General features: G+C 63.5%; 22 protein-coding genes and 1 pseudogene. 10 read left to right on the plus strand and 13 right to left on the minus strand.

Annotated elements, in window-relative coordinates:
* Positions 1–264: 264 nt before the first annotated feature.
* Positions 265–681 (minus strand): peptide-methionine (R)-S-oxide reductase MsrB, encoded by a 417-nt coding sequence (gene msrB / locus ACV7JP_RS04120; RefSeq protein WP_457797977.1) that lies wholly within the window; start codon positions 679–681, stop codon positions 265–267.
* 119 nt (positions 682–800) lie between these two features.
* Between msrB and ACV7JP_RS04125 the strand changes: the two genes are divergently transcribed.
* Positions 801–2,375, plus strand: a complete 1,575-nt coding sequence (locus tag ACV7JP_RS04125; protein ID WP_457797978.1) for a phytoene desaturase family protein — start codon at positions 801–803, stop codon at positions 2,373–2,375.
* Between the two features lie 2 nt (positions 2,376–2,377).
* Here ACV7JP_RS04125 and ACV7JP_RS04130 read toward each other — a convergent pair whose 3' ends face one another.
* The 4 genes and pseudogenes from ACV7JP_RS04130 to ACV7JP_RS04145 all read right to left on the minus strand — a co-directional run bounded on the left by ACV7JP_RS04130 (position 2,378) and on the right by ACV7JP_RS04145 (position 6,781).
* Positions 2,378–2,779, minus strand: a complete 402-nt coding sequence (locus ACV7JP_RS04130; protein ID WP_457797979.1) for an META domain-containing protein — start codon at positions 2,777–2,779, stop codon at positions 2,378–2,380.
* A gap of 104 nt (positions 2,780–2,883) precedes the next feature.
* Entirely contained in the window at positions 2,884–3,600 is a 717-nt protein-coding gene (gene aqpZ, locus ACV7JP_RS04135; protein ID WP_457799029.1) for an aquaporin Z, read from the minus strand.
* A gap of 171 nt (positions 3,601–3,771) precedes the next feature.
* A pseudogene (locus ACV7JP_RS04140) lies at positions 3,772–4,221 on the minus strand (HdeD family acid-resistance protein); the annotation flags it as partial.
* Between the two features lie 274 nt (positions 4,222–4,495).
* Complete coding sequence (locus ACV7JP_RS04145; RefSeq protein WP_457797980.1) at positions 4,496–6,781, minus strand: tetratricopeptide repeat protein; 2,286 nt, start codon at positions 6,779–6,781, stop codon at positions 4,496–4,498.
* A 163-nt stretch (positions 6,782–6,944) separates the two neighbouring features.
* Between ACV7JP_RS04145 and ACV7JP_RS04150 the strand changes: the two genes are divergently transcribed.
* The gene (locus ACV7JP_RS04150; protein ID WP_457797981.1) at positions 6,945–7,754 is read left to right on the plus strand and encodes an ABC transporter permease; all 810 of its coding nucleotides are present in this window, start codon (positions 6,945–6,947) and stop codon (positions 7,752–7,754) included.
* 20 nt (positions 7,755–7,774) lie between these two features.
* Here the strand turns inward: ACV7JP_RS04150 and ACV7JP_RS04155 are convergent, their stop codons facing one another.
* Genes ACV7JP_RS04155 through ACV7JP_RS04165 form a run of 3 tightly spaced genes read right to left on the minus strand, consistent with a single transcriptional unit; the run spans position 7,775 to position 9,941 of the window.
* Positions 7,775–8,923, minus strand: coding sequence for a GSCFA domain-containing protein (locus ACV7JP_RS04155; protein WP_457797982.1), 1,149 nt, complete (start codon positions 8,921–8,923; stop codon positions 7,775–7,777).
* Positions 8,920–9,690, minus strand: coding sequence for a hypothetical protein (locus ACV7JP_RS04160; protein ID WP_457797983.1), 771 nt, complete (start codon positions 9,688–9,690; stop codon positions 8,920–8,922). The genes ACV7JP_RS04155 and ACV7JP_RS04160 overlap by 4 nt, the downstream gene beginning before the upstream one ends.
* Positions 9,687–9,941, minus strand: a complete 255-nt coding sequence (locus ACV7JP_RS04165; protein WP_457797984.1) for a hypothetical protein — start codon at positions 9,939–9,941, stop codon at positions 9,687–9,689. Before ACV7JP_RS04165 ends, ACV7JP_RS04160 begins: the two co-directional genes overlap by 4 nt.
* Before the next feature lie 139 nt (positions 9,942–10,080).
* Between ACV7JP_RS04165 and ACV7JP_RS04170 the strand changes: the two genes are divergently transcribed.
* Both ACV7JP_RS04170 and ACV7JP_RS04175 read left to right on the plus strand, forming a co-directional pair.
* Positions 10,081–11,253 (plus strand): class I SAM-dependent methyltransferase, encoded by a 1,173-nt coding sequence (locus ACV7JP_RS04170; RefSeq protein WP_457797985.1) that lies wholly within the window; start codon positions 10,081–10,083, stop codon positions 11,251–11,253.
* Positions 11,250–12,242: an alginate O-acetyltransferase AlgX-related protein gene (locus tag ACV7JP_RS04175; protein WP_457797986.1), complete on the plus strand. Its 993-nt coding sequence runs from the start codon at positions 11,250–11,252 to the stop codon at positions 12,240–12,242. Before ACV7JP_RS04170 ends, ACV7JP_RS04175 begins: the two co-directional genes overlap by 4 nt.
* Here the strand turns inward: ACV7JP_RS04175 and ACV7JP_RS04180 are convergent.
* From ACV7JP_RS04180 to ACV7JP_RS04190, 3 genes are read right to left on the minus strand one after another with little or no spacing between them, the layout of a single operon-like run.
* Complete coding sequence (locus ACV7JP_RS04180; protein ID WP_457797987.1) at positions 12,218–12,526, minus strand: hypothetical protein; 309 nt, start codon at positions 12,524–12,526, stop codon at positions 12,218–12,220. The genes ACV7JP_RS04175 and ACV7JP_RS04180 overlap by 25 nt on opposite strands.
* 18 nt (positions 12,527–12,544) lie before the next feature.
* Positions 12,545–15,682: an efflux RND transporter permease subunit gene (locus tag ACV7JP_RS04185; protein WP_457797988.1), complete on the minus strand. Its 3,138-nt coding sequence runs from the start codon at positions 15,680–15,682 to the stop codon at positions 12,545–12,547.
* 11 nt (positions 15,683–15,693) lie between these two features.
* On the minus strand, positions 15,694–16,857 hold the full coding sequence (locus tag ACV7JP_RS04190) for an efflux RND transporter periplasmic adaptor subunit (protein WP_457797989.1): 1,164 nt from the start codon (positions 16,855–16,857) through the stop codon (positions 15,694–15,696).
* 340 nt (positions 16,858–17,197) lie between these two features.
* Here ACV7JP_RS04190 and ACV7JP_RS04195 point away from each other — a divergent pair, with 340 nt between their 5' ends.
* From ACV7JP_RS04195 to ACV7JP_RS04220, 6 genes are all read left to right on the plus strand, one after another.
* Complete coding sequence (locus ACV7JP_RS04195) at positions 17,198–17,494, plus strand: HdeA/HdeB family chaperone (protein WP_457797990.1); 297 nt, start codon at positions 17,198–17,200, stop codon at positions 17,492–17,494.
* A gap of 23 nt (positions 17,495–17,517) precedes the next feature.
* Positions 17,518–17,811, plus strand: coding sequence for an HdeA/HdeB family chaperone (locus tag ACV7JP_RS04200; protein WP_457797991.1), 294 nt, complete (start codon positions 17,518–17,520; stop codon positions 17,809–17,811).
* 271 nt (positions 17,812–18,082) lie between these two features.
* Positions 18,083–19,309 carry a patatin-like phospholipase family protein gene (locus tag ACV7JP_RS04205; RefSeq protein WP_457797992.1) on the plus strand — a complete coding sequence of 409 codons (1,227 nt, stop codon included), beginning with the start codon at positions 18,083–18,085 and terminating at the stop codon, positions 19,307–19,309.
* Positions 19,310–19,715: 406 nt separating this feature from the next.
* Complete coding sequence (locus tag ACV7JP_RS04210) at positions 19,716–23,522, plus strand: glycoside hydrolase family 99-like domain-containing protein (RefSeq protein WP_457797993.1); 3,807 nt, start codon at positions 19,716–19,718, stop codon at positions 23,520–23,522.
* A 75-nt stretch (positions 23,523–23,597) separates the two neighbouring features.
* On the plus strand, positions 23,598–24,038 hold the full coding sequence (locus ACV7JP_RS04215) for a hypothetical protein (protein WP_457797994.1): 441 nt from the start codon (positions 23,598–23,600) through the stop codon (positions 24,036–24,038).
* A gap of 111 nt (positions 24,039–24,149) precedes the next feature.
* A complete protein-coding gene (locus ACV7JP_RS04220; RefSeq protein WP_457797995.1) occupies positions 24,150–24,563 on the plus strand; it encodes a hypothetical protein in 414 nt (137 codons plus the stop codon).
* Positions 24,564–24,825: 262 nt separating this feature from the next.
* On the opposite strand, the gene ACV7JP_RS04225 is transcribed toward ACV7JP_RS04220, so the two are convergent.
* Both ACV7JP_RS04225 and ACV7JP_RS04230 read right to left on the minus strand, forming a co-directional pair.
* Complete coding sequence (locus ACV7JP_RS04225; RefSeq protein ID WP_457797996.1) at positions 24,826–25,563, minus strand: class I SAM-dependent methyltransferase; 738 nt, start codon at positions 25,561–25,563, stop codon at positions 24,826–24,828.
* Positions 25,564–25,731: 168 nt separating this feature from the next.
* Complete coding sequence (locus tag ACV7JP_RS04230) at positions 25,732–26,595, minus strand: hypothetical protein (protein ID WP_457797997.1); 864 nt, start codon at positions 26,593–26,595, stop codon at positions 25,732–25,734.
* Between the last annotated feature and the right edge of the window lie 101 nt (positions 26,596–26,696).

Here is a 26,696-nt window from a genome sequence, read left to right on the forward strand (position 1 = left end):
GACACTGCCCGAACGGGCAGGCCTATACGGACCTTTTGAAAGGGTCATTCCGGAAGGAAAAACACATTCATCTAAAATATCGTCAGACCGACAAGGCGGGGATAGCGATGAGGCCTGCGTGATTTTATGGTCAGGTCGGCCCCGCCCTCGCCCATCCTGGATGGGGGTATGGGCGGGACCAATCGCGCAGGAAACAGGCAGGTAAAAAAATTTTTGTCGCACGGGGCTGTCGCAGCGTCAGGCCTATCGCCCGATCGTTGCATCTTATCGAACGGGCTCGGCTTCCGGAATGAAATTCAGCGCGACGCCGTTGATGCAGTAGCGCAAGCCGGTCGGGGGAGGCCCGTCGGGAAAGACATGGCCGAGATGCGAACCGCACTGGCTGCAATGCGCTTCCGTGCGCACCATGCCGTAGCTGCGGTCGATCGTCGACCCCAGCGCGCCGGGCAGCGGATCGAAAAAGCTCGGCCAACCCGTGCCGCTCTCGAATTTTTCGCCGGAGCGGAAGAGCGGCTGGCCGCAGCCCGCGCAATGGAAGACGCCGCGGCGCTTCTCGTGATTGAGCGCGCAGCTTCCCGGCCGCTCGGTGCCGTGCCGGCGCATCACGTCATATTGCTCGCGCGTCAGCCGCGCGCGCCATTCCTCGTCCGTGCGCGTGATCGGGAAGATTTCATCTGTCATTGACGCTTCCTCGAAAGGGGCCGCGACCTTGCGCCGCGCCATGTTATGTTGGGTTCGATTCCGGCTTTGGCCAGAGCGCCCGTTATCCCGGGCAATTGCAAAGAGGCGACGACTTCCCGATGACCGACAAGAAATACGACGCCGTGGTGGTCGGCTCCGGATTGGGCGGCCTCACCGCGGGCGCCCTGCTCGCCAACGCCGGCTATAGCGTCTGCCTGCTCGAGCGCAATTTCAGCATTGGCGGCGCCGCCTCGGTCTATAAGGTCGGCGACCTCTGGGTCGAGGCCTCGCTTCACCAGACCTCCGACGCGCGCAATCCGCGCGACGTGAAGCATCACATTCTGAGCCGGCTCGGCATTCTCGACGAGATCGAATGGCTGCCGACAGGGCCCCTCTACACGGTGAAAGGCGGTCCGGTCGGCGAGCCTTTCGCTTTGCCCGTGGGATTCGAGGCCGCGCATGACGCCCTCGCCGCGCGCTTCCCGGACAAAAGCGCCGCGATCAAACGGTTCCTCGGCGAGGTGGAGCAGATCCACGACGCCATGTGGACGATGAAGCAGGCGCGCGAGGAAGGCTCGCTCGCCAAATTCACGCGCGGCCTTTGGGAAGTCCAGCCCGCCGCCGAGGGCTGGATGAAGTCGCTCGATGAAATCTTCACCCGCGACTTCGCGGGCGCCGAAGCGCTCAAATGCGCGCTCGGCGCCAATCTCGCTTATTATGGCGACGATCCGCGCAAGCTGTGGTGGATTTTCTACGCCATCGCGCAGGGCGGCTATATCGCCTCGGGCGGCGCCTATATCAAGGGCGGTTCGCGGCAATTGAGCCTCAAGCTCGCGAAATGCATCACCAGGGCCGGCGGCGCCGTGCGCATGGGGCGTCTCGTCACGAAGATCGAGACCGACGCGGACGGAAACGCGATCGCGGCGCGTCACGTCGCCCGCCGAACGAATGACGGCGAAGAGCGCATCGAGGCGTGCGTCGTGATGGCGAATTGCGCGCCCTCCGTCGCCGCCGCAATGATGGACGCTCCCGCGCGCGCGAAATTGGACGCGGCCTTCGGCGCCCGCCCGCTCTCAACCTCTCTCTTCTCGGCGAATTTCGGCTTGAAAGCGAAGCCCTCGACGGTCGGGCTGACCGACTTCCTGTCGATCTCGCTTCCCTCGACCATGCGGCGCTTCGACCAATATGGCGACGGCGCGACCGCGATGGCGGAGATGCCCAAGGGCGAGTTGCCGCTCCACGCCATTTCGAACTTCACCGCCGTCGATGCGGGATTGTGGGACGAGCCGCCGATCCTGCTCAGCGTGCTCGGCCTCGACCGGCTGGATAATTGGAAGGGCGTCTCCAAGGAAGACGCGGTCGCGCGGCGCGAGGCCTGGCTCGACGCCATTCAGGCGCGGCTGGAAAAGGAATATCCCGGCTTCTCCAGCCTCGTGACCTCGCGCATGCTGCTCAACGCCTTCTCCATGTCGAGCTATCTCAACACGCCGGAAGGCGCCGTCTACGGCTTCGCGCCGCTGCCGCCGGAGGCGCCGATCCTGATGGGCTTCCCCCGCACGCCGGCGACGCCGATTGGCGGGCTCTATCTCGCTTCGGCCTTTGGCGGCGAGCACGGCTTCAACGGCGCCATGCTCTCGGGCGCCGAGGCGGCGCGCCTCGCGGAGCGCCGCCTCGAGGCGAACGGGAAGGAATAGCGCTACTTTGCGCGCGCCAGCGTGACGAGCGTCTCGCCGCCCTCGCCGAGCAAGAGAAGCGTCTTGCCCGAGCGCCTGTAGCCGCGCACATTGCGGAGCGCTTCGAGATAAGCGCGCTCGACCCGATCGAGCGGCGGCGGACAGGCCATACGCGTCGCCGCCATCGGCCCGAAGCTCAGCTCCGAACCGGAAATCCTCGGCGCGCCGACGATGCGGTTGCAGCCGATCGTCGAAGCGAAGCGGCCATTCGCGGCGAACTCCGCGCGGGTTCTGGCGGCGTCGAATCCCTCCGCCCCGGCGACGGAGACGATGCGATACCGTCCCGCCAGCGACGACGAGGCGGCGAGCGACGTCGTAGCGGCGTATGACCCAAGCAGGAAAGCCGCGGCGGCGAGAAAACGCATGACGCATCCTCCAAAGAAAGCGGGCTCAGCCATAAGGACCGAGCCCGTCCATCCTATCGGCTCCGTTTGATCCGCTCGCGCCCCGCGCCGGATTGCTTTCGCGCCTACGCGTCCTCTGCGAGCGTGAAGCGGTGGATGAGGCCGCCAATGACGCCGCCGAGCAGCGGCGCGACCCAGAAGAGCCACAACTGCTCCAAGGCCCAGCCGCCGACGAAGAGCGCCTGGCTGGTCGAACGCGCCGGATTGACCGAGGTGTTGGTCACGGGGATCGAGACGAGGTGGATCAGAGTCAGCGTGAGGCCGATCGCGAGCGCCGCGAAGCCCACGGGCGCGCGGCCCTCCGTCGTGCCGAGAATGACGAGGAGGAAGAAGGCCGTCAGCACCGTCTCGACGAGGAAGCCGGACTGCAATGTGTAGCCATTGGGCGAATGGTCCTCATAGCCATTGGCGGCAAAGCCGTTGGCGAGCGAGAAGTCGATATTGCCCTGGCAGATTTTCAGCAGCACGAAGGCCGCCGCCGTCGCGCCGAGCAATTGCACGATCCAGTAGGGGCCGAGCTCCTTCCAGGAGAAGCGGCCGGCCGCAGCGAGACCGAGCGACACCGCCGGGTTGAAATGTCCGCCCGAGACGGGACCGAAGGCGTAGGCGCCGGTCAGCACCGTGAGGCCGAAGGCGAGCGAAACGCCCGTGAAGCCGATGCCGAGCTGCGGGAAGCCCGCCGAGATGAGCGCGCTGCCGCAGCCCCCGAAAACCAGCCAGAACGTGCCGAGAAATTCCGCGAAAAGCTTGCGGCCGAACTCCTTGCCGAAACCATCCAGCATCGGAACGCTCCCCGTTTCATTGCCGACGACGCCCGTCGCATGCGCGCCTTCCGCGCGCTTGAGCGAAAGGCCGAAGCCCATCCAGCTCGCGCCGGCGAAGATCAGATCCACGCCGAGAAAGGCTCCGAGCACCCATAGGCTCGATGTGGGCCACTGCGCGAGGATGACGCCGCCGAGCAACAGGGTGACGACGCCCGAGAACGCGACCAGCGCCCAGGGCGCATGCTTTGGAAGCTGAAAGGCGAGAAAAGTGCGCACCAGGCCCGAGGCGACGAGCCCCGCGCCCAGGAGCAGCGTGAGAAAGCCCGCCGCGAGCAGCGGATTGGCGACCACCGCGCCGCCGCCGACGACATAGAGCAGGCCGATCAGAATCCAGAGAAAAAACTTCTTCCAGGAGCGCATGGCGAAAGCGTAGGCGATCTCGACGAGGCCGCTCGCGATCATCGCCGCGCCGACGAAAACCACCGTCAAGACGGTCGAGGCGACGACGCTGCCCAGGGCTGCAAAACCGGCAAGGGCGAGGAAAGCGCCAAAGGCGACCATCCATCCCCATTTTTGGCGGAAAGGCGCGGCCTCGGCCGCTCTTATCCGGACGATATCTTCCGAGGACAAACTGGACATTCCGCATCCTCCTCAATGTGCAAATGTGCAACGCAACGAAAAGCTAACAGCGCTTGCCGCCGAACGCCAACGCAAAGTTGAATCGAGAGCGAGCTCTACATTTCCGGCTGCATTTAGCTTGACGGCAAGTAAATGCTTCGACGGAAGACCAAGGCTTTTCGACCCAATCACTTGCCCGGATGAAATGGGGCGGTCCGGACTGCTCGGCGAGAGGCGAATGGCCGCCGCGGCCCGGCTTTCTTCGAGGCTTTCGTCAATGGGGAAGCGACATAAGCTATCTCGCCTCCCGCCCGATCATCGCCTTGATGGCGGCGACCATGCCCTGGATAGACCGGTCCTCCGGCTCGAGCTCGGCGAGCCGCTCGGCATGCGGCAAGGCGGCGGCGTATTCCCCCGCCTCCGCCTCATAGGAGGCGAGCGCCGCCAGAATGTCGCGGTCGAAGGGATGGTCCGACAAGGCGCGCGCGAGCGTCTCCGTCGCCTTGCGGGTCGCGCCCATGTCGTGGAGGGCCACGCCATAGACATAGGCGAAGCGGGCGTCGTCCGGCGCCAGCCGCGCCGCCTGCTCCAGGCTCGCCAAGGCCTCGTCGCGCCGCTTCTGGCGGATCAGGCTGAGGCCGAGCGCATGGACCAGCGCGCCAGAATCGGGATTCAACGCGAGGGATCTGCGCAGCGCGGCCTCGGCGCCGGCCTCGTCGCCGGCGCCGCGCGCGATCTCCGCGAGAGAGATCGCCGCGGGGACGAATGTCCGGTCGAGCGCCAGCGCCTTCTCATAGGCGGCCCGCGCCGCCTCGATCCTTCCGCGCGCAAGGCTCAGCGCGCCGAGATTCGCCTGGGATTCGGGCCGCTCGGCGTTGAAGCGCTGCCCTGCCTCATATTCGGCGAGCGCGGCGTCGAAGGCCTTGCGCGCTTCGCCGGAGAGCGCCGCCTCGGCCTCGCCGGCAAGGGCGCGGGCGGCGTCCATGCGCACGAGCCGCGTCTCGTCGGACAGGAGCGGCGCGAGCGCTTCGCGCTTCGTCGCGGCGTCGGCATTGGCGAGGACGGCGATCGCGGCGGCGCGGACCATCGGCTCCTTGTCCGAGAGCGCGTCCCTCGCGGCCGGCAAGGCGGCCGGCGACGGCGCGAGGCTCAAGCGCTGCAGCGCGCTCGCCCGCGCGATCGCCGATTGGCCGGCGTCCGACGCGATCCGCGCCAGCTCGGCCTGCGCGCCCGGCGCATTGGCGTCGGCGCGCTGGAAAGCCTCCGCGAAGCTCTGCGCGCCGGGCTTCGACCCCGCGCCCCAGGCCTTGAGCGTCTCGACCGCCCAGGCGGCGCTCTTTTCCGTATGGCACTGGTTGCAGGCGTTGGGCGTCGCGAGGGAAGCGGTCCGGTCGGGACGCGGAATGCGCATGGAATGATCGTGACGGGCGTCGACGCCCATATAGACGGTCGTCGGCATATGGCAGCTCGCGCATTGCGCGCCGGCGGACCCCTGCGCGTGGCGATGATGCGCGGGCGCGTCGAAGACCTTCGCCGCATGACACTGGCCGCAGACCGCATTGCCGTCGAGACGCAATTCGCCTGAATGCGGTTCGTGGCAATTGGAGCATGTGACGCCCGCCTCATGCATGCGGCTCTGCATGAAGGAGCCGAAATTATAGACCTCGTCGCGCTGCTGGCCGTCGGGGCGATAGAGTCCGGCTTCCAGAGCGACCGGGCGGAAGGCGTCGTAGAAGCGCGCGGTCGCGACCGGATCGTCCGAGAATTGCTGGCGGCGCGCATGGCATCCGGCGCAGACGAGAATTTCCTTGTCGCTCGCGGGCGGACCGGCGCGGGTCGCCGTCTCGCCCGCCGCGCTCCAGCTCACGGCCGCCTGAGACAGGCTGAAGGAGAAGCCGCGAAGCGGATCGGACCCGTTCGGCCTCGAGGCCCAGTCCACATGTCTCGAAGCGGGGCCGTGGCAGGCCTCGCAACCCACGCTGATTTCGGAAAAGGCCGTCGCGAAGGCGCCCGAGCCGGGATCGTAATTTTTCCGCAAATTGGTGGAGTGGCACCAGGCGCATTGATAGTTCCAGTTCTGATCGATCCCCGTCCAATGCAGCGGATCGCCGGGGGAGAGCTTGCGGTCGGGATAAAGATTGAACCAGCGCTGGCCGCCCTGCGCCGCGGGCCGCGAGTCCCAGGCGATTCCGAAGGCCTGGAGGCGCCCGCCGGGCAATTCGAGCAGATATTGCTGCAAGGGCGCGACGCCGAAGACGTAGCGGACCGGGAATTCGCCCGGTTCTCCATCGGGCCCCGCCGCTCGGACAAAAAACTTGGCGTCTTTCCGGAAAAAGACGCTCTCCGCGCCGTCCTTCCTGAAAATCGCGCCGTCGAAACGGCCGCGCACGCTCGCCTCGCTCGGCTCCTGCATCGCCGCCTTGTGCTGCGAGCGCAGCCAGTCGCCATGCTCCCTCTCATGGCAGGCGGCGCAGGCGCCGGAGCCGACGAAGCGCGCCGGCGATTCCCCCGCCGCCGCAGCGGAGACGAGCGATAGGAGGAAGGCGGCGACAACGGCCAGGAGGCGGGGATGGAAAAGCATGAACGGCCCTTTGCCCGCGACTCGGGCGCGGCGAGAGTGGCCCGCGCGACGCCGGAGGGCAATATGACGACGGCGCGGGTGACCCGCTTTGCGCCCGCGCGAGTCTTTTTTTGGCCTTGCTTCGCAACTAAGACGCAGCTCATTACGCAGATCCGGAAGGTCGATGACTCCGTCCAGCGCGAACCCTTTCGAGGGCTTCATCCCGAAATTTTCGAAGTTCAATCATCTGGTCGGCGTGGTCCTGCTCAAGGACATGCGGACGCGCTATGGCGGCCGCAGCCATTTCGGCTATATCTGGGGCACGATGATCCCGCTGCTGCATATGACGGTGATCACCGGGATGTATTATGTGAGAACGATCGTCGCGCCGATCGGCGACAATCCCAGCCTCTTCGTCGCCACGGGCATCGTTCCCTACATTCTGTGCCTTTATCCGGCGCGCGAGATGCCGCGCACGCTCTTTGAAAATCGGCAGCTTCTGGCGATTCCGCTCATTCAGCCCATCCATCTGATGATCAGCCGCGCGATCCTCGAACTGCTCAGCGCGATCATCGCCCTTGCAATATTTCTCCTCGGACTTCACCTAATGGACGTCGACCTCGCGCCGATAGACATTCACGAGGCCGCCATCGCGACGGGGGCGGCTATCTTTCTCGGCGTCGGACTGGGGTTCTTCAATACGATAATGGCGGCCCTCGTCGGCATGTTCTACATCATGTTCTTCATTTTCGTCGCCATCGGCCTGTTCCTGGTCGCGGGAGTCTATTTTCCGGTCGGCTCGATGCCGGAGCACGTCCGCGAATACATCGAGTACAATCCGATTTATCAACTCGTCGAATGGATGCGCGCCGCGTATTATACGAGCTACGAGATGGAGCCGGTCAATAAGACGATGGTCATGGGGCTCGCCATGTTCGGCGTCGTTTTCGGATTGGTCGGCGAGCGCTTCATCCGCGGAAAAATCCTGGCGTAAACGAAGGCGCGGCTTGCGACCTATGCGTCGCGCGGCTGCGCCGGATCATCGCCGGGCGGCGCCTCCGGCGCCGATTCGGCCTCGTCCAACGGCGTCGCCGCCAGCTCCAACGCTTCTTCGTCGCACATCAGCCGCATCGCATCGGCGACGGCGTCGTTCGGCGCGGGCGCGAGCGCCTTCACGGTGCGGCGCAACGCTTCTCCAAGGAGATTGCGCTTGATGAAGCGGCGATCGAAGACGCCCATGACATGCGCGACGCCCTCGGGCGTCACGCTTCGGCGGTCGGGGCCGAAATAGTCGACGCCGGAATAGCCGCCCGCGACGATCTCGTAAGACGGGAAATAGGCGACATGGTCGAAGCGGCGCTCCAGCATGTCGCAGGCGACGCGCAGGATGGATTTCGACGCCATGGTCGAGACCGCCACATGCCGCCGCTCCGCCGTCGCGACCAGCGGAACGGGCGAAACCGTGAGAATGACGCGGGCGCCCGCATTGACGCCGCGCAGGCGCTCCAGGAAGGCGGTCATGTCCGCGACCACCTCCTCCACGCCGAAATTCACGAATTCATGGGCGGCGGGCGCGAACTCGCCGCCGGCGACGCCTGGGCAGAGCGGGAAGACGGCTCCGTCCGCCCGGGACCGCCAGGCCTCGGTGAGCCCGAGGGTGAAGATGAAGACGTCGAGCGTCTCGAACGCTTCCCGCACCGCCGCGAAGTGCCGTTCCCGGTCGAGATCGAGCTCGCGAACGGAATTGAAGCCGCCCTCCTGTATCTGCGGGCGGAAAGGATCGACGACGACGCCCGCGCCCTCGATCCAGTAATTCTCCTCCGGCGCGAAGCGGCCAAAGGCGCGCTCGAAAAGCTGCAGCAATTGCCGGGCCGTATAGACATTCCCGTAGCGCGCCGAATAGACGCCGTAGTTCAGCGCCCGCGCCGCTCCCTCGGTGAGGAAGGGATGCGGCGCCTCGGTCACGAGATAATTGCAGCCGCTTGATGCGAGACGCCGGCCGATATGCTGCGCGAAGCAGCTGCCCGCCGTCACGATCCTGTCGCGCGCGCTGACGCGGAAGGGCGGATCGACGACCGGATCAAGTTCGCCGGGCGGAACATCGGCGACAGCCCGACGCCAATAGGCGTGAGAGGGCAGCCGGGAATAAGGATGGGTCTTCATGTTCCGACAGCCGCCGCCAGCCGCGCTTCCATCCGCCCGATCGCCTTCGCCACCATCGCCTCTCCAAATAGCTGATTTGCGTGGCTGGCGTCGCCCCCCCACGCCTCCTCGGCAAGGACGCCCGCCGGCGTCACGAAGCGCTCGGGGACTCCGACGAATTCGATATTCTCCGCCGCGCAGACCGCACGATAAAGGCCGCTCTGCACGCGCCACATCTTATAGCGGAAGAGCTCGGGCGACAGCTTGCCGCGATCGACGGCCTTTCGAAAAAATTCCTTAGGATAAGCGAGGATGCGCGAATCCGGCAGAGGCGGCGGCGGCTCGAGGCAAAATAGCGGGACCGACGTCGCGCGCCTCAGGGCGGCGAGGACGCCCAGCGTCGGCGCCATCTTCTCGCGCATGGTTTCCCGCACCGCCGCCTCGGGCACGATCGCGGCGCGCGCGGCGAGCGGCAGGTCGGGATTTTCGCCGAGGATGAAATCGACGGGCTCGCGGGGCTGCACGACCGACATGGCGATATGCTCATTGCCGCCGACGGAGAGCAGCCCGAAGGTCGCCTGTTCCCGCGCGATGATCTCCGCAAGCCTGGGATGGATCCGCGGCGCGTCGGGCTCCTCGACGATCGTCGGCATGATCGCCGGATCGTAGAGATAGACGAAGGCGGATGCGAGACTCTCCCCGCCGACCGTCGCGCCTCTGTGCTGGAGTTCGTAGCAGCCCTTGGCGATGGCGACGATATGGCTGTGGCCGAGGCCGAGAAGCTTCATTCGTCCGAGGGCCCGGTCGCGGGGCCCGGCGCCTCGATCTCGGCGCCGATCGGCTCGCCTTTCTGGATGGGGCCGGAAATCTGGCGCCAGACGCCAAGGACGCGATGCTCGGCCGCGCCGACGCGCAGGCGGCGTCCGATGATTTCGGAATCGGACGACATGGCGAAGGGCGATCGGATCGCGATCATCTCCCGCCCCCGGTAACCATACCGGTAAAACGCCTCGACCTCTATCGCCTCGCTGTCCGGCATCTCTTTCCTCTGGCGGATCAGGCGGCCTTCCGGCCGCCGGATTATTCGGGGCAAGATATGCCCCTCAGAAAGAAAGGCCAAGCAGTCGCCCTCCCGCCCCGGGCGTCGCCGAATTTTCTCTTGGGGGCGACCTGTGATAATGCTGCCTGCCTCGCAGCCGCGCCCCCATCTCATGAGCAATCCCTATCAGACAGCGCCCCTCCAGGAGATTCCGACCCAGGAAACCTTCGACGAATCCTGCTATCTGGCGGCGAATCCCGATGTCGCGGCGGTGGTGAAATCGGGGAAGCTCGCTTCCGGCTGGGCGCATTTCAAAAAATTCGGCGCCGTGGAAGGCCGGCGACAAAAAGTTTCCGACGAAGAGGCGGCCACGGCCGAGAATTTCGACGAGGCGCGCTATCTTGCGGCGAACCCGGATGCGCGGGAAGCCGTCGCGCTGGGAAAGTTCCCGTCGGCGCGCGCGCATTTCGACGCGATCGGGCGCTTCCAGCAACGCCGCCAGCGTCGGGAAAGTCCCCTGCCCGCCATTCGCGCGCGAAAGCTCGCGGCGCTGCGCCCGCGCCTCTTTGACCCGCAGGCCCCGCTCGACGCCAATGGCAAGCTCTGCTTCCTCGACGCGGATACGCGCGCGCGAGACGCGCTCGACGACGACATTCCGGTCAGCGAAAACGGCTATGACGACGAAACGGTGCGCCTCATCGAAAGCTGCGCGGACGGGCTGGTGCTCGACGTCGGCGCGGGCTTTCGGCCGGTCTATTACAGCAATGTCGTCAATCTGGAGGTGAAGGACTACCCGACCACGGACGTCATCGGCGTCGCCGACAAGCTGCCCTTCAGGGACGGTTCGTTCGACGGCGTCGTCTCCATCGCCGTGCTCGAACATGTCAAAGACCCTTTCGCCTGCGCCCGCGAGATCGCGCGCGTTCTGAAGCCGGGCGGCTGGCTCAAATGCTGCGTGCCCTTCCTGCAGCCGCTGCACGGCTATCCGCATCATTATTTCAACATGACGCATGAGGGGCTGCGGAGCTTGTTCGAGCCCTATCTCGCGATCGAGCGCCAGGAAGTGAATCCGGCGACACATCCCGTCTGGGCCATCGCCTGGCAATTGCGCTCCTGGGCGGAGGGCCTGCCGCCCGCCGCGAAGAAGTCCTTTCTGAAGCTGCGGGTGAGCGACCTCGTCGCCTTTCCCGGCCCGATGCTGGCGCAGCCCTGGGCGCGCGATCTGCCGGTCGAAAAGCAGTTCGAGCTCGCCGCGGCGACGATTCTTTTCGCGCGCAAGCCGGCGGACCCGAAGGACTCGGCGGGAAGATGAGCCTCGCCAGCCTTCTCGTGCACAAAGGCCTCGACGACTGGCTCTTCCTGACCGGAGGATCGAATTTCGTCACGACGCTCTATCAGCGCGACGGCGGCCATCTGCCCGATTCCGCCTTGACGGGCTGGCGCGACGCGATCATCGCGCGCAAGGCGCGCTGCGACGCGCTCGGCGCGCGCTACGCCCATATCGTGATTCCGGAGAAGCTGACGATCTACGGGCACAAGCTGGCCGCGCCGCTGGTCGATCCCGATCTCGCGCCGGGCCTGCGCCTCGTCCGCCTCTTCGATGGCGATCCCGCCGCTTGCGGCTATATCGATCTCATCGCGCTCATGCGCGCCCATCGCGACAATGTCGACCTCTACTGGCGCACCGACACGCATTGGACGCCGATGGGGTGCCTGCTCGGCTATGAGACGCTTTGCGACGCGCTCGGCCTGGAGCGCAACGACGCGCTGGTCGAGCGGCCTTTCGTCGACGACCTTCGGTTGATGGATCTCGGCTCCAAGCTCGATCCTCCCGTCTATGAGCCCGTCCGCGAGGTGACCTGGCTGCAGGACGCGACGCGCGTCTACCACAACAATGTCGTGCGTCTTCTGGAGGCCCATGAATATGGCGGCGAGATCCACGTCGGCTCGCATGCGATCTTCAAAAATCCCCGGGCGCCCAATGATTGCCGGCTGATGCTTTTCGGAGACTCCTTCTCGGGCGTCAGTCCCCATCTCTTCACGGCGCTCTTCGCCGAGACGGTGCGCGAGCTCGAATTCGTCTGGTCGGCCAATGTCGATTGGGGCCTCGTCAAGCGCGCCAGGCCGGACATCGTCGTCACCGAGATCGCCGAGCGCTACATGGCGCTGCCGCCCAATGACCGCTTCAGCCTCCACGCCACGGAAATAAGGCAGGCCATGCTCGGCCGGCGCCGGCGTTTCGAGGCGTGGCTGCGCGACAAGCGGGCGAAATGGCGTCAGGGCCCGAGCAGGTCGCCATAGGCCGCCTTCACCTTGCTCCAGTCGTCTTCATCGGCGACGAGGGCCGCGAGCTCCTCGCCCCGCCTGGTGAGCTTCCGGAAGATCCAGGCGCCGTCATAGGCGCCCGGCGCCTCGATGAAATCGAGCTCCCGCAGCAGATCGAGCGCGGCGACGATCTCGGTCTTGCGCCGGAAGAGACGAAGACCGATCTCGTCGAGGGGCAGCAAAAAGCCTTCCGGCGGGGAACGCTGCAGGCGCCTCAGCTCCAGCAGCAGCCGCCTCATCAGATCGACGTCGCGCGCCATTCCCGCCGCCTTAGCTTCCTATCGGCGGAAGCGCTCGGCCAGCGCGCGCGACAAGACGTAAAAGATCGGCGTGAATGCGAGGCCGAAGATGGTGACGCCGAGCATGCCGCTGAACACGGCGACGCCGAGCGACTGCCGCATCTCCGCGCCCGCGCCGTGCGAAACCGCGAGCGGCAGCACGCCGAGGATGAAGGCGAGCGACGTCATCAGGATCGGGCGCAGGCGGGTGCGCGCCGCCTCGATCGCCGCCGAGAAGCGGTTCTTGCCTTCGTCCTCGCCCTGGCGCGCAAACTCCACGATGAGAATGGCGTTCTTCGCCGCGAGGCCGATGAGCACGACGAGGCCGATCTCGACGAGGATATTGCGGTCCAACCCCTTCAGCGCCACGCCGCTCATCGCGGCGAGAATGCACATGGGCACGATGAGAATGACGGCGAGCGGCAGCACGACGCTCTCATAAAGCGCCGCGAGCAGCAGGAAAACGAAGACGACCGCGAGTCCGAAGGCGAGCATCGCGGTGTTGCCGGCGAGCTTCTCCTGCAGCGCGATCTCGGTCCATTCGAAGCCGAAGCCCTGCGGCAGAGTCTGCTTGGCGAGCGCCTCGATCATGGCGATTCCCTGGCCGGAGGAGACGCCTTTCTTGAGATCGACCTGCACTTCCGCCGCCGGATAGAGATTGTAGCGCGGCACGCGGAAGGGGCCCGTCGTATCCTTGAAGGTCGCGATGGCGCCGAGCGGCGTCATCTCGCCCGTGGCGCTGCGCGTCTTGAGCTCGGAAAGATCGCGCAGCGTCAGGCGGTGCGGATTGTCCGCCTGCGCCATGACGCGGTAGGTGCGGCCGAGAATGTTGAAGTCGTTGACGAAGACCGACCCGAGATAGACCGACATGGTCTCGAAGACGCGCGAGATCGGTACGCCGATCATCTCCGCCTTGGTGCGGTCGATATCGGCGTAGATCTGCGGCGTGCGGGTGTTGAAGAGCGTGAAGGCCTGCGCGACGCCCGGCATGTGCATGGCGGGGCCGGCGAGCCCCCAGGTCGCGCCTTCGAGCGCCGGGAGACCCACGCCGCCGCGATCCTGCACATAGCCCTTAAGGCCGCCGCCTGTGCCGATGCCCGGCACGGCCGGCGGCTCCAGCACGAAGACGAAGGCCTCCTTGATCGGGGAGAGCGCCATGCGAATGTCGTCGCGAATGCCGACCGCGGTCAGCCCCGCCTTGTGGCGCTCCGCGAAGGATTTGAGCGTGACGAAGATCACGCCGGCATTGGGGGAGTTGGTGAAGGTCGCGCCGTCGAAGCCCGTGAAGACGACGCTCGATTCGACGCCGGCCCTCGAGAGAATGATGTTCGTCGCCTGACGCATGACGGCGTCGGTGCGGTCGAGCGAGGCGCCCGGCGGCAATTGGAAGGCGGCGATGAGATAGCCGCGATCGAGCGTCGGCACGAGGCCGGTCGGCGTGCGGCGAAGCAGCTCGGCCGCGACGCCGATGAGCAGGCCATAGACCAGGAGCGAGGCGAGGCCGACGCGCACCAGCCGCGCCGTCAAGGCGCCGTAGCGCTCCGACATGGAATCGAAGAAATGGTTGAAGCGGTCGAAGAAGGCGCGCAGCGGATGGCGCAGGATCGCCAGGCCGTGATCCTCCGCATGGGCGCCATGCGGCTTCAGAAGGATCGCGGCGAGAGCGGGCGAGAGCGTGAGCGACACAAAGGCCGAGATGAGCGTCGCCGAGGCGATGGTGATGGCGAACTGCTTGTAGAAGGCGCCCTGCAGCCCGGTGATATAGGCGACGGGGATGAAAACCGCGATGAGGACGAGCGCGATGGCGATGAGCGCGCCGCCGACCTCGTCCATCGTCTTGTGCGCGGCCTCCTTCGGGCTCATGCCCTGCGCCAGATAGCGCTCGACATTCTCCACCACGACGATCGCGTCATCGACCACGATGCCGATGGCGAGCACCAGGCCGAAGAGCGAGAGCGTGTTGAAGGTGAGGCCCAGAAGCTTCATCACCGCGAAGCTGCCGATGAGGGAGACCGGGATCGCCACCACCGGAATGATCGCCGCGCGCCATGTCTGCAAAAACAGGATGACGACGAAGACGACGAGCACGACGGCCTCGGCCAGCGTTCGGACCACTTCGTCCACCGATTGCTGGATGAACTCGGTGGGGTTGTAGACGATGGAGTAGGCGAGGCCGGCGGGGAACGACTTCCCCATCTCGACCATCGCCGCCTCGACGGCGGCGGAGGTGGCGAGCGCGTTGGATCCCGGCTTCTGGAAGATGACGATGGCGGTCGCGGGATCGCGGTCGAGATAGGCGTTGACCGTGTAGTCCTGCGCGCCAATCTCGACGCGGGCGACGTCGCGCAGCCGCACCTGGCCGCTGTCGTCGGCGCGCAGCACGATGTCGGCGAATTGCGCCGGATCGGAGAGACGCCCGAGCGTGCGCACCGATAGCTGGAAGGCGCCCGGCGAGGCGGCGGGGGGCTGATTGATGGCCCCCGCCGCGACCTGGAGATTGGCGGCGCGCAGCGCGGCGACGACCTCGCCGGCCGTCATGCCGCGCGCGGCGACCTTGTCGGGATCAAGCCAGACGCGCATGGAATAGTCGCGCGCGCCGAAGACGCGCACGTCCCCGACGCCGTCGAGGCGCGCGAGCTCGTCGCGCACATAGAGCGTGGCGTAGTTGGAAATATATTGCTGGCCGCGCGAGCCGTCGGGCGAGCGCAGATGCACGACCATCATCAGATCGGGCGAGGCCTTCTTCACCACGACGCCGAAGCGCTGCACCTCCTCGGGCAGGCGCGGCGTCGCGATGGCGACGCGGTTCTGCACCAGCACCTGCGCGAGGTCGATATTCACGCCGGTCTTGAAGACGACGTTGATCGTCAGCAGACCGTCGCCCGTCGATTGCGAGGCGATATAGAGCATGTCGTCGACGCCGTTCACCTCCTGCTCGATGGGCGACGCCACCGTCTGGGCGATGACCTCGGCCGAGGCGCCGGGATAGGTCGCCGTGATCATCACCGTCGGCGGCGCGATGTCGGGATATTCCGACACCGGCAGCGTGCGCTGGGCGATGAGGCCCGCAATGGTGAGCAGCACGGAGAGGACGGCGGCGAAGATCGGCCGCTCGATGAAGAAATGCGGAAAGCGCATGCGACTTCCGTCTAATTTGCCAGGGGAGCGATGGCGCCTTCGGTCGGCGCGACCGCGGCGCCCGGCCGCACCATCGGATTGGCGAGACCGGCGGTGATGACGAGATCCTTCGGATCGAGCCCCGACAGGACGACGCGCAATCCCTTATGCAAGGGACCGAGCGAAACCGGCTTGGCGACGACCTTGTTGTCCGGCGTGACGGCCATGACGACCTTGTTCGTCTGATCGGAAGCGATGGCCGCGTCGGGGATCAGCAAAGCGGCGAGACTGCCGGCGTTGACGCGCACGCGGCCGAAGGCGCCGGGCGTGAGGAACAGGTCCTTATTGTCGAGCACGGCGCGGGCGCGGATCGTGCCGGAATGGACATTGAGCTGGTTGTCGAGAAAGTCGATGGCGCCCGTCCGCTTCCAGTCGCTTTCGTCGGCAAGGCGCACATAGGCGACCGTCTTGGCCGTCTTCTGCCGGGCCGCGCCGCTGCGGGCGTAATGCAGGAAGTCGGATTCCGACACGTCGAACTCGAAATGGATCGGATCGAGCGAGACGATCGTCGTCAGCAGCGTCGTCCCGGACTGGACGAGATTGCCGACATCGATGCGCCGATCCGACACGCGGCCGGAAATCGGCGCCCGCACTTGAGTCCATTCCAGATTGAGCTCGGCGTTGCGCAAGGCGGCCTCGGCGCCGAGAAGCTGCGCCCGGGCGGAGTCGGAGCCGCCGCGGCGCTGATCCATGTCCCGCCGCGTGATCGTGCCGCCGCCGACCAGCGATTCGCCGCGCGCGACGTCCTTGGACAGCATCGAGGTCTGCGCCTGCATGCGCACAACTTCCGCGCGCGCGCTGTCCACCGCGATCTGATAGGGCCGCGGATCGATCGTGAAAAGAAGGTCGCCGGCCTTCACGATCTGGCCGTCCGTGAAATGGATCTTCTCGACGGCGCCCGAGACGCGCGGCCGCACCTCCACGCGCTGAACGGGCGCGAAGCGCCCCGTATATTCATCCCAGCGCGGCACGGTCTCGGCAAGCGGATGCGCCACGGTGACGGCGGGCGCCGGAGGAGGCGGCGCCTCTTCCTGCGCGCCGACGCCGGTCCGGACGACCGCGGCCGCGGCCAAGGCGAAGACGCCGATGGATAGCCATGTGAGGCGGGGATAAGCGCGAAGCCGCGTCCAATCCATGATTGTTGCTCTTGTGAGAGGAGGGGAACGGCGCCGTGAACCGTCCCACGGCTGAAACTAGGGCAGAGTCGCTGTCCCGTCCACCGCATTGCAGCGAGCGGCCGCCGCTGAGGCCCAAATCCATATAAATCAAGTTTAACGAATATTCTCGCGGAAGTTTAACGCCGAGCTTCTGCTAAAGCTTGGACCTGAATATGCTTTTGTGGCATGTTCTCCCCTGCGTCGGCTGGTTTTTGCACCCGGAAACAATACTCACTGGTTGCGGCTTCAAGCCGCCCGCCGGCGCGCGGGGAGAGGGCCTTGCGCGCTGATATTAAGAAGTTTCTCTGGAGGAGAGCTAATGAGAAAGCTGATATTTGTGACGGCCTTGGCGGGTGCGCTCGCGCCGTCGCTAGCGCAGGCTCAAGTCAAGATCGACATGACGAAGATCACCTGCGGCGAGGTTCTGGCCATGCCGGCCGAGGATCAGTCCGATTTCGCGGCGTTCATGAGCGGCTTTTTCGCTCAGAAGAGCGGCCGCACCTTCATCGACACGGCGCTGTTTCAGAAGAATGTCGCCAGCGTGATGGAGTGGTGCGCCGCCAACAAGTCCGAGTCCGTCATGGCCGGCCTGCAGCGCGCGTTCGAGAAGAAGTAATCATCGCAAGGACGGCAACTCACATGATCCGCAAGCTCGTTTTCGCCGGCCTCGCCGCCGGCTTCGCCCTCTCCGCGCCCGCCTCGGCGCAGGTCACGATCGACATGTCGGAAATCACCTGCAAGGACTTTGCGGGCTATGACGCCGACACGCAGGAGTTCATCGCGAACTGGATGCGCGGCTACTTCATGTCGAAGAACAACCTCACCGTCATCGACTCGCGCTACGTGAAGCGCAACGGTCAGAAGATCGCGCGCTACTGCAAGAAGCTGCCGAAATCGTCCCTGATGGACGCGGTTCAGAAGAACGCCCGCTAAACAGGATAGCCCGGCCAAGGCGGTTCGGGAAGCTCGAGGCGGCGGCGATGAAGATCGCCGCCGCCGTCATTTGCGTGATCTTACAGCCACACCGGGCGAAAATTTTCATCCGCCGCAAGAGAGCTTTCATCCCGCGCTTGCTGCGCGCCTCTTGACGTGCAAGCGATAAGAAGTTGCTCCAGATCAAAGATATGGAGCGCATTGTCGCCGCGCGAGACCCTTAGCTTTTCGGGCGCGCGCGGCGGCGGCGCGTAAATGAGAGAGATTGTCGATGCGTGTCTCGACGACCGGTTTCGTGAAACGCTTTTGCGCGCTCGGGCGGCTCGCCGCCATCTCGCTCCTTATGCTTTCCGCCTGCTCGGCGATCAATCCGCGCGCGCCGGTTCCGATTTCCGAGCGCAAGCATACGCGCGTTCTTAACCTCGCCAATGGCCGGTTCTTCGTCGATCAGCCGGCGGCCATGTCGGCCGAACAGGAGCTCTCGCTCGACCGGGAGGCGAAGGCGCTTGGCGTCTCGAAGGGCGGCGTTCTTCCCACGGCCCATGTCCTGTCGCTCTCCGGCGGCGGCGACAACGGCGCTTTCGGCGCGGGACTGCTCGCCGGTTGGACGAAGCACGGCGACCGCCCGAAATTCAAGCTCGTCACGGGGGTGAGCACCGGCGCGCTGATCGCGCCTTTCGCATTTCTCGGGCCGGAATATGACGCGGCGCTGACCGACGTCTACACCAATATCAATCCGTCAAAGGTCTATGAGAAGCGCTTCGTCCCCTATGCGGCGCTCGCCCAGGACGCGCTCTCGGACAGCGCGCCCCTCTATGGCACGATCGCGCATTATTTGGACGGGACGATGCTCGCGCGAATCGCCGCCGAATATCACAAGGGCCGGCTGCTGCTGATCCAGACCACCGATCTCGACGCGGGCCGACCCGTGATCTGGAACATCGGCGCGCTCGCCGCAAGCGGCGATCCGCGCGCCCCGGATCTCATCCGCCATATCCTGCTCGCCTCCGCCTCCATCCCCGCCGCCTTTCCGCCGGTGATCTTCGACGTCGAGGCCGACGGCAAGGCCTATCAGGAGATGCATGTCGACGGCGGCGCGGTGAGCCAGGCCTTTCTGATCCCGCCAAGCCTGAACACGCGCGCCGCCTTGGAACGCTCCGGCTACAAGCGCCAATCCTCCGTCGCCTATATCATCCGCAATTCGCGGCTCGTCACCGCCTGGAGCGACGTCGAGCAGACAACGCTGCCCATCGCCGAAAAGGCCGTCTCGACAATGATCAACTACAATGGCGTCGGCGACCTCTACCGCATGTATCTCGTGACGCAGCGCGCCGGTGCCGCCTTCAACCTCGCTTATGTCGGCGACGACTTTCAGGCGCCTCATCCGGAAGAGTTCGACCAGACCTTCATGCGCGCGCTCTATCGCTACGCCTATGACAAGGCGTCGACAAGCTATCCCTGGGATCATGCGCCGCCGGGCTTTCAGGCGAAGAAATGACGCGGGAAGGCGCGCGCCATTGCGACGCGGGCCGCCCGCGAGCTTGAGACGGGCCGATGAAGGGATCTTCGCGGTCCGCCATGCATGGGCGGCGAAGCGAGCGTCATCTTCTTGTACCATGCGCTTGCGATAGAGCCGCGCTTATTGCCGATCGCTCGCCGAAGCGGCGCGTCATTCGTCGTCAGGATAAGGGAATCGCGTCATGCCCGAACGCCCGAAAGCGCAGGAGGTTTTTCAACAGCCCGCCGGGAATCGCCTGAAGAAGAGGCGCCTCCAGAACGAAATTAACGCTCCCGCTTTGGTTGCGTCGGATAACTATTTATTTTATTGATGATATTCGCGCACAAGCAGATTGTTCCTGAGTAGCCGGCCTCGCGCTGGCTGCCGGCAATAGTAGGGGACCTGTATGGATTTCTTCAGACGGTTGCAGGGGGACGCGGCGTCATCTCTTGCCCTGACGATGGCTGCAGTTAGAATTCGGGAAGTGCTCACGCGCGCCGGTCTGCCCGATCTCGTGGATCCGGAAGAGGTGCTGCAACTGATCGATGTGTCTTTTTATCGAAAAAGATATAGCGCCCTCGGCGATAAGCTCGACGATCCTTATGAGGATTATTTCGTTCAGGGCGCGCTCGACGGGAGAAATCCGAACTTTTATTTTGAAACCGCCTATTACCTCGCCTGCAATCCGGACGTTGCGACGACGAATATCAATCCCCTTGTTCATTATGCGCTTTTCGGCGAGCGCGAAGGGCGCCGGCCGAGTGTGATGTTCGATCCTATATGGTACCGGAGTCGCTACGGCCTGACCGAAGAAAGCAACGCTCTGGCGCATTACCTGAAAAATCGCCGCAGCGGACAATACAGTCCCATTCCGGAATTTGACGTCACGCAATATCTCGCCAAATATCCAGACATTGCTCAGGCGGACGTCGATCCTGTCGAACATTATGTGGAATATGGCTTTCGGGAGGGACGAAATCCATCCGCCCTCTTCGACACCAATTACTATCTCTGGAGTCATATGGCGGGCAAAGCCTCGGAGTGCCCGCTCCTGCATTATTTTGCCCACCGCCATGAACCAAACGTCCGCGGCGTGCCCGACGACGGCTATGCGTCGGTCGCGCGAGAGGTTCGGCGCTTTACGCAGCCGTCACCCTATTTCGAAGAGTTTCAGAGCGTTGCGCTCGGGGAGAGCGCGCCCCAAGCGAAGGTGCTCGCCTATTATCTGCCGCAGTTTCATCCCTTTCCCGAAAATGACGAGTGGTGGGGAAAAGGGTTCACCGAATGGACCAATGTGGGTCGTGGATCGCCACGCTTCCAGGGGCATTATCAGCCCCGCATTCCGAGAGATCTAGGCTTCTACAATCTTGAATCAGCGGAAGTCATGCGCCGCCAGATCGACCTGGCGCGCGATTCGGGAATATTCGGCTTCGTTTATTATTATTATTGGTTCAACGGGAAGCGGCTTATGCATAAGCCGATCGAGGGCTTTTTGTCGGATGACAGCCTGGACTTCCCTTTCTGCATCATGTGGGCGAACGAAAACTGGACCCGGCGCTGGGACGGCGCCGAGAGCGAAGTTCTCATTTCGCAGGACTACGCCGAGGAGGACGACGCCGCCCTTTGCGCAGACCTGGCGAGGCATTTCAAGGACCCCCGCTATATCCGGCTTGAAGGCAGACCGCTTTTCTTCATCTACAGGGCGTCGAGCATTCCCGACGCGGCCGCGGCGATCGCGCGTTGGCGCGAAATTTTGCGGGACGAGCATAAAGAGAACCCGATATTCGCCTGCGCCCAGGCGTTCGGCGATCTGGACCCCGGCAAATTCGGAATGGACGGAGCGATTGAGTTTCCGCCCCATAAGCTGGTCAATAATCTTCGGACGCAGAATCAATCGCTGCATTTGCTCGATTTTGAATTCAAGGGACAGGTATATAGCTATGAGGACGTCGTTCGCAGCTCGCTCGAAAGTCCGCCGTCCACGTCGCTTCCCGTCATCAAGACGCTGACGCCGAGCTGGGATAACGACGCCCGTCGTCAGGGCGGCGGGCTCGTCATCACGGGCTCCACTCCCGAGCTCTATCAAAAATGGCTCACGAAACTCATCGCGCATGCGCGCAGCAATCCCTTTTTCGGGGAGCCGCTTGTTTGCGTGAACGCCTGGAACGAATGGTGTGAGGGCGCCTATCTGGAGCCGGATCTCCACTTCGGCGCCGCATATTTAAACGCCACGGCGAGAGCGGTGTATGGCAGGACCCGCAAATATAGCGCCAAAACGCGCGTTCTTCTTGTCGGCCATGACGCCTTCACCGCGGGAGCGCAATATCTGCTGCTCAATATCGGCCGCACGCTGAAGCGCGCGAACGGCGTTGACGTCAATTTCCTGCTTCTGGACGGCGGCGCGCTGGTTTCCGAATATGAGGCGGTCGCTAAGACGCATATCGTGTCGGAGGCGTTGAAGCTCCGAAGCTTCCTCAAGGAGATCAGGCAACGAGGCTATCTCACCGCGATCGTGAACACCGCCGCCGCGGCGCATGTCGCGCCGATCGCGAAGGAAGCGGGGATGGAGACGGTTGTCCTCATCCACGAATTGCCGCGCATGCTCACGGAGCGGAATCTGGTTCGCCCGGTGCAGCGCGCATTCGAATCGGCCCGACGCGTGGTTTTCGCCGCCGCGGCGGTCAGAGACGCCGTTTTCGAAGCAACCGAAACGTCGCCGGACCCGCAACTATCCCTGGTCTTGCCGCAGGGGCTGTACAATCCTGTTACGACATCGGAGGAAAAAGCGGCGGCGGCGCGTCAGGAGCTTTCGATCGGCCTGACGAACCCGATCGTCATCGGCGTCGGCTATGGCGACCTTCGAAAAGGCTTCGATTTATTCATCCAAGTCTGGCGCTTGCTGCGCAGGCAATGGGAGCAGATCCATTTCGTCTGGGTCGGCGACGTTTGCCCGCAAGTGATGAAGTGGCTCGGCCCGGAGGTCGAGGCCGCATGCGCGACCGGCCGCTTCCACGTCACCGGGTTTCGCACGGACGTAGACGCTTTCTACTCCGCGGCGGACTGCCTCGTGCTCACCTCGCGCGAGGACCCCTACCCTTCCGTCGCCCTTGAAGCGATGTGCGCCGGACTGCCGGTGATCGCCTTCGACAAGGCGGGTGGGATCCCCGATCTTCTACGGGAAACGTCGATCGGCCAGGTCGTGCCGTTCTGCGACACGGTCGCGATGGGCGAGGCGGTCGTGGAGACGATCATCTGCGCCCCGCAACCCGCCAAGAGGAAGGAGCGCGGCGCCGGCATCAAGGCTCGATTCAATTTCGAGGATTATGCGGCGGCCTTGTTGTCCCTTTCCTTGCCAAGCCTGCGATCCGTCTCGGTCGCGGTGCCGAACTTCAACTATGCGGAATATTTGCCGCAGCGGCTCGGGTCGGTATTCGCGCAGACGCATCCTGTTCGCGAGGTGATCGTGCTCGACGATTGCTCGCAGGATAATAGCCTCGAAATCATCGCCGAGACGGCTTCTCAGTTTGATCGCGAAATCGTCCTGGCGCCGAACGAGGCAAATTCCGGGTCGGTGTTCGCGCAATGGCGCAAGGCCGCGACGATGGCCAAGGGCGAGTTCATCTGGATCGCCGAGGCGGACGACAGCGCCGAACCGGAGTTCCTGCAGGAAGTCCTGCAGCTCTTCGATTCGGACGGACACGTGAAATTCGTGTTCTGCGATAGCCGGACCATAAATGCGGACGGATCGCCCCAATGGGACAGCTATAAAAGCTATTACGCGACGGTCGAGCCGGACGCTTTGACGAAAACCGAGATTTTTGACGGGCTCGAATTCGTCCGGCGATATCTGTCCGTCAAGAATCTCATTCTCAATGTGAGCTCGGTCGTCTGGCGCAAAGCGAGTCTACTCGCGGCGCTCGACGCGTGCGACGCGATTCTTCGCGACTATCGTTTTGCAGGGGATTGGGCGCTCTATCTATCCGCGCTTTCCCAGCCCGGAGCGCGCGTCGGATATAGCGCCACTCCTCACAATGTTCATCGTCGGCACGCCTCCAGCGTGACTCACGCCACGGGCGGCGCCAGCCATGTCAATGAGGTGTCACGCGCACATGCCCTCGCAATTCAACTGTTCTCGCTTACAGACGCAGTGAAGGAGCGACAGGAAGCCTATCGCCTTGAATTGAACCGGCAATTCGGTCTCATCCAAGCATAGGCGCGCCTGCGGCCGACCTTATTTCGCCTGTATTGCAGAAGGCGCCCAACAGCAACACCACGGGAGACAACGGAAATGTACGTACCGAGCTTTGGCTTTTTTGCCCAGCGCCTCAACGTTAACCGCGCAGCGCTGGAAAGCGATGAAATCGTCACGATCCCAGCCTCCTCGTTGAGATTCCTTCTCCAACTCGCGGTAGCGGTGGGTGAGTTCGACAAGGAGAATTACCTTGAGACGAACCCTGATCTGGCGGAAGCGGTGAAAGACGGCAAGGTGGACGACGTCAGGTTCCACTACATCCGGCACGGCTTCTTCGAGGGGCGGAAAGGCGCCACCCCGAAAGTCGATGAGGATTGGTACAAGAAAAACTATCCGGACGTCGCGAAAGCCGTCGAGGACGGATCGCTGCGGTCGGCGACGATGCATTTCATCGGCGTGGGAGAAGTGGAGGGTCGAGCCCCTCGGGAAGAATATCTGTCCGACATCAATGAATGGAAACGCGCGTTCAAGCTCTGACGCCGGCTATCCGCCCAACGCTTAAATTCCGCCCCTGACGCCAGAGACGGATGCGCGGTCAGCGGAATCCAGAAAGGAAATCCCATGTATGTCCCTAGTTTCAGCTTCATTTTGCAGCGTCTCGGCCTTTCGAAAGACGCTGTAATGGGTGACGGCGACGTGCAGGTGCCCGCCAAGCTGCTGAAGCTGCTGCTGCAGCTGAGCGTATCGGGCGGGGACTTCGACAAGTCCCAATATCTCCTGAACAACCCCGACATCGACGCGGCCGTAAAGTCGGGAAAAATCAAAGACCCGCGCCAGCATTATGTGGCGAACGGATTTTTTGAAGGGCGAAGCGGCGCCATTCGCGTCGACGAATATTGGTATCTCAGGCAATATCCGGATGTCGCAAAAGCCCGGCGGGAGGGCAAGATCGATTCCGCGACGAAGCATTTCTTCGCCTCAGGCGAACTGGAGTCGCGCGCGCCGAGGAAGGAATATGTGAAGGACGTGGCGAACTGGGGAAGGCTTTTCCCACTCAAATGAGAACCGCCAAGATCCTTGCGTAATAAATGCGTGGGACGGGATCGAAAACGATCCGCGTCCCACGTTCACATTAAGGTTTCGAGTTGCGATGAAGGCGGCCGTAACGGACGCCGGCGCGGCGTCCCATGCTTGGCGCTGTCGAGCGTTGATTGCAGTTCGAGGATTGGCGGCGCATCGCGACCGATGCGCCCACGCCTGCTTCCCCGCCCTCCGCCACAATCAAAGCTTCGGGCCAGATCCCCGCCTTTTCGCGAGACGCTCGCTACACGCCGTGCCAAACACGATTATTGCCGTTTAGACGTATCATCTTGCCGAGAGGCGGAGCGGCGCCCTCGCCTCGCTTGATGAAAGCCATCGCGGTGAGCGCGCGCACCTCAGCGACGGCTTGGGAATAGCCGGCGGTCGCCATCACCAGCTCAAGCACCATGCTCGAAAGCGCTCGACTGCCGCTATTTGCAAGATCGCCCGAGAAATTCGGCCAATGCGCCCATCCCCAGTCCTCGAGGACATAAAAACCGCCGGCGCGAACGCGGGGGAAAAGAATGTCGAAAGTCGCGACCGAGAAATCATAGACGTGGGAGGCGTCATCGATGACGAGGTCAATAGGTTCGGCTCCCCATGCCGAAGAAATGATCTGTTCGATAGCCGCCCGATCCGTTTGCGAAACGCCATAGTGCAATTTTACGCGATCGCCATATCCCAACGCATCGATATGCTGCAAGACGAAGTCGTTCTGCTTCCGGAGATCGATCCCGATGATTTCCGCGTTCGGAAACAGATCCGCCAGTAAGACGATGCTGCCGCCCTCAAAGATGCCGACTTCGACGATGCGACGAACGTCGGTGGGAATAAAAGTCTTATATCGCTCGAACCAGATCTGCGGCTTGAGAACGATCATTTGATCCGCGGTCGTCTTCGCTTCCGAAAAATTCCCGGAAACAAATTTAATCTGCACGTCGCCAAGAAGGCAAAGCTCGTTGCTCACCCAGTTTTGTCGCATTCTCTTCTCCCTCTGTGACCGTCACCCGCAACAACAACCGATGGAAGCTCGACGGCCCAGGAAGGCGGCGCGAGAAGACGGTATTCGCACAAGCGGTTTGGTTGCTTCATACGATCGAAGCGCGCAGCCTCTGCGCGCACCGGGCAACCTCGCCGCCGTCCGGAATGCTCAAGGCTCATCGGCAATCGCCCGACGGCGATTGCGGTTCATGACGTAATTGCGCGCAGGATGATGAATATCCTGAGAAAACCACTTCATTCCAAAGCAGCCTTCTTTTTCATGAACGGACAGCGCCTGCTCGATGTCGAAAATCTGGAGAACGTTTTCCTCCAGGAAGCGCGCATTCTGCCCCTCGCGAAAAACCTTGCAGTCCTTGGTCAGGATAAGGCCTTTGGGATGGTCGCTATTTTGCAACAGACGCATGCACAGCGTCGGGAGAATCGCCTCCTCTATCGGCCAATGCTTGCTGCGATCCTCGAAATGCGATCTCGGGAAAAAGCGCAGCGCCAGCTCCATCATCTCCAACCAGACAGCGGTTTCGAAAAACGATCCTTCTTGCCGGCCGACGAAAATTTGCGTGTCGTCTATCGAACAATATTTTCTGAGCTCATGAAAAGCTTGGTCCTTCATCATCGCTTCGTAATGCGTCCAGTTGGGACCCGCCGGATACGACGTGAAAGCGTTGCGACCCTCTCTGACCGTCCGGATAAAGTCCCCTTCTATAAGAAGGTCGCCGTCCGTGTGCACATAGACGAAATCAGCCGCGACGCCATAGGCCTTGAGCACGGCGTGCGAAGATAAAATCGAACCGAAGATGCTATTGTAGCTCGTGAGCCAGGGATCGTCGTTAAGGATGAAGTCGACAGGTCGACTGACCAAATCGTCCAAAGAAGCGAAAAGATTTCCGCTGCCGATCGCCGGATGAAGTATGTGAACGCCATGCTCTCCGTGGAAATCGAAATAGTTGTCGAGCTGTTGCGCCACGAGATCCGGACGACGAACGATAGGGCACAATACGGCAACTTTACTCATATTCTTATTCACCGTCGGTTTCGCCCTCGAATAACCCGCCTGGGAATTCAGGCGGCGGCATCATTCACATCCACAACCTTGATTTATGCGTAGCATGAAAA

This window comes from Methylocystis sp. S23 (assembly GCF_054106005.1).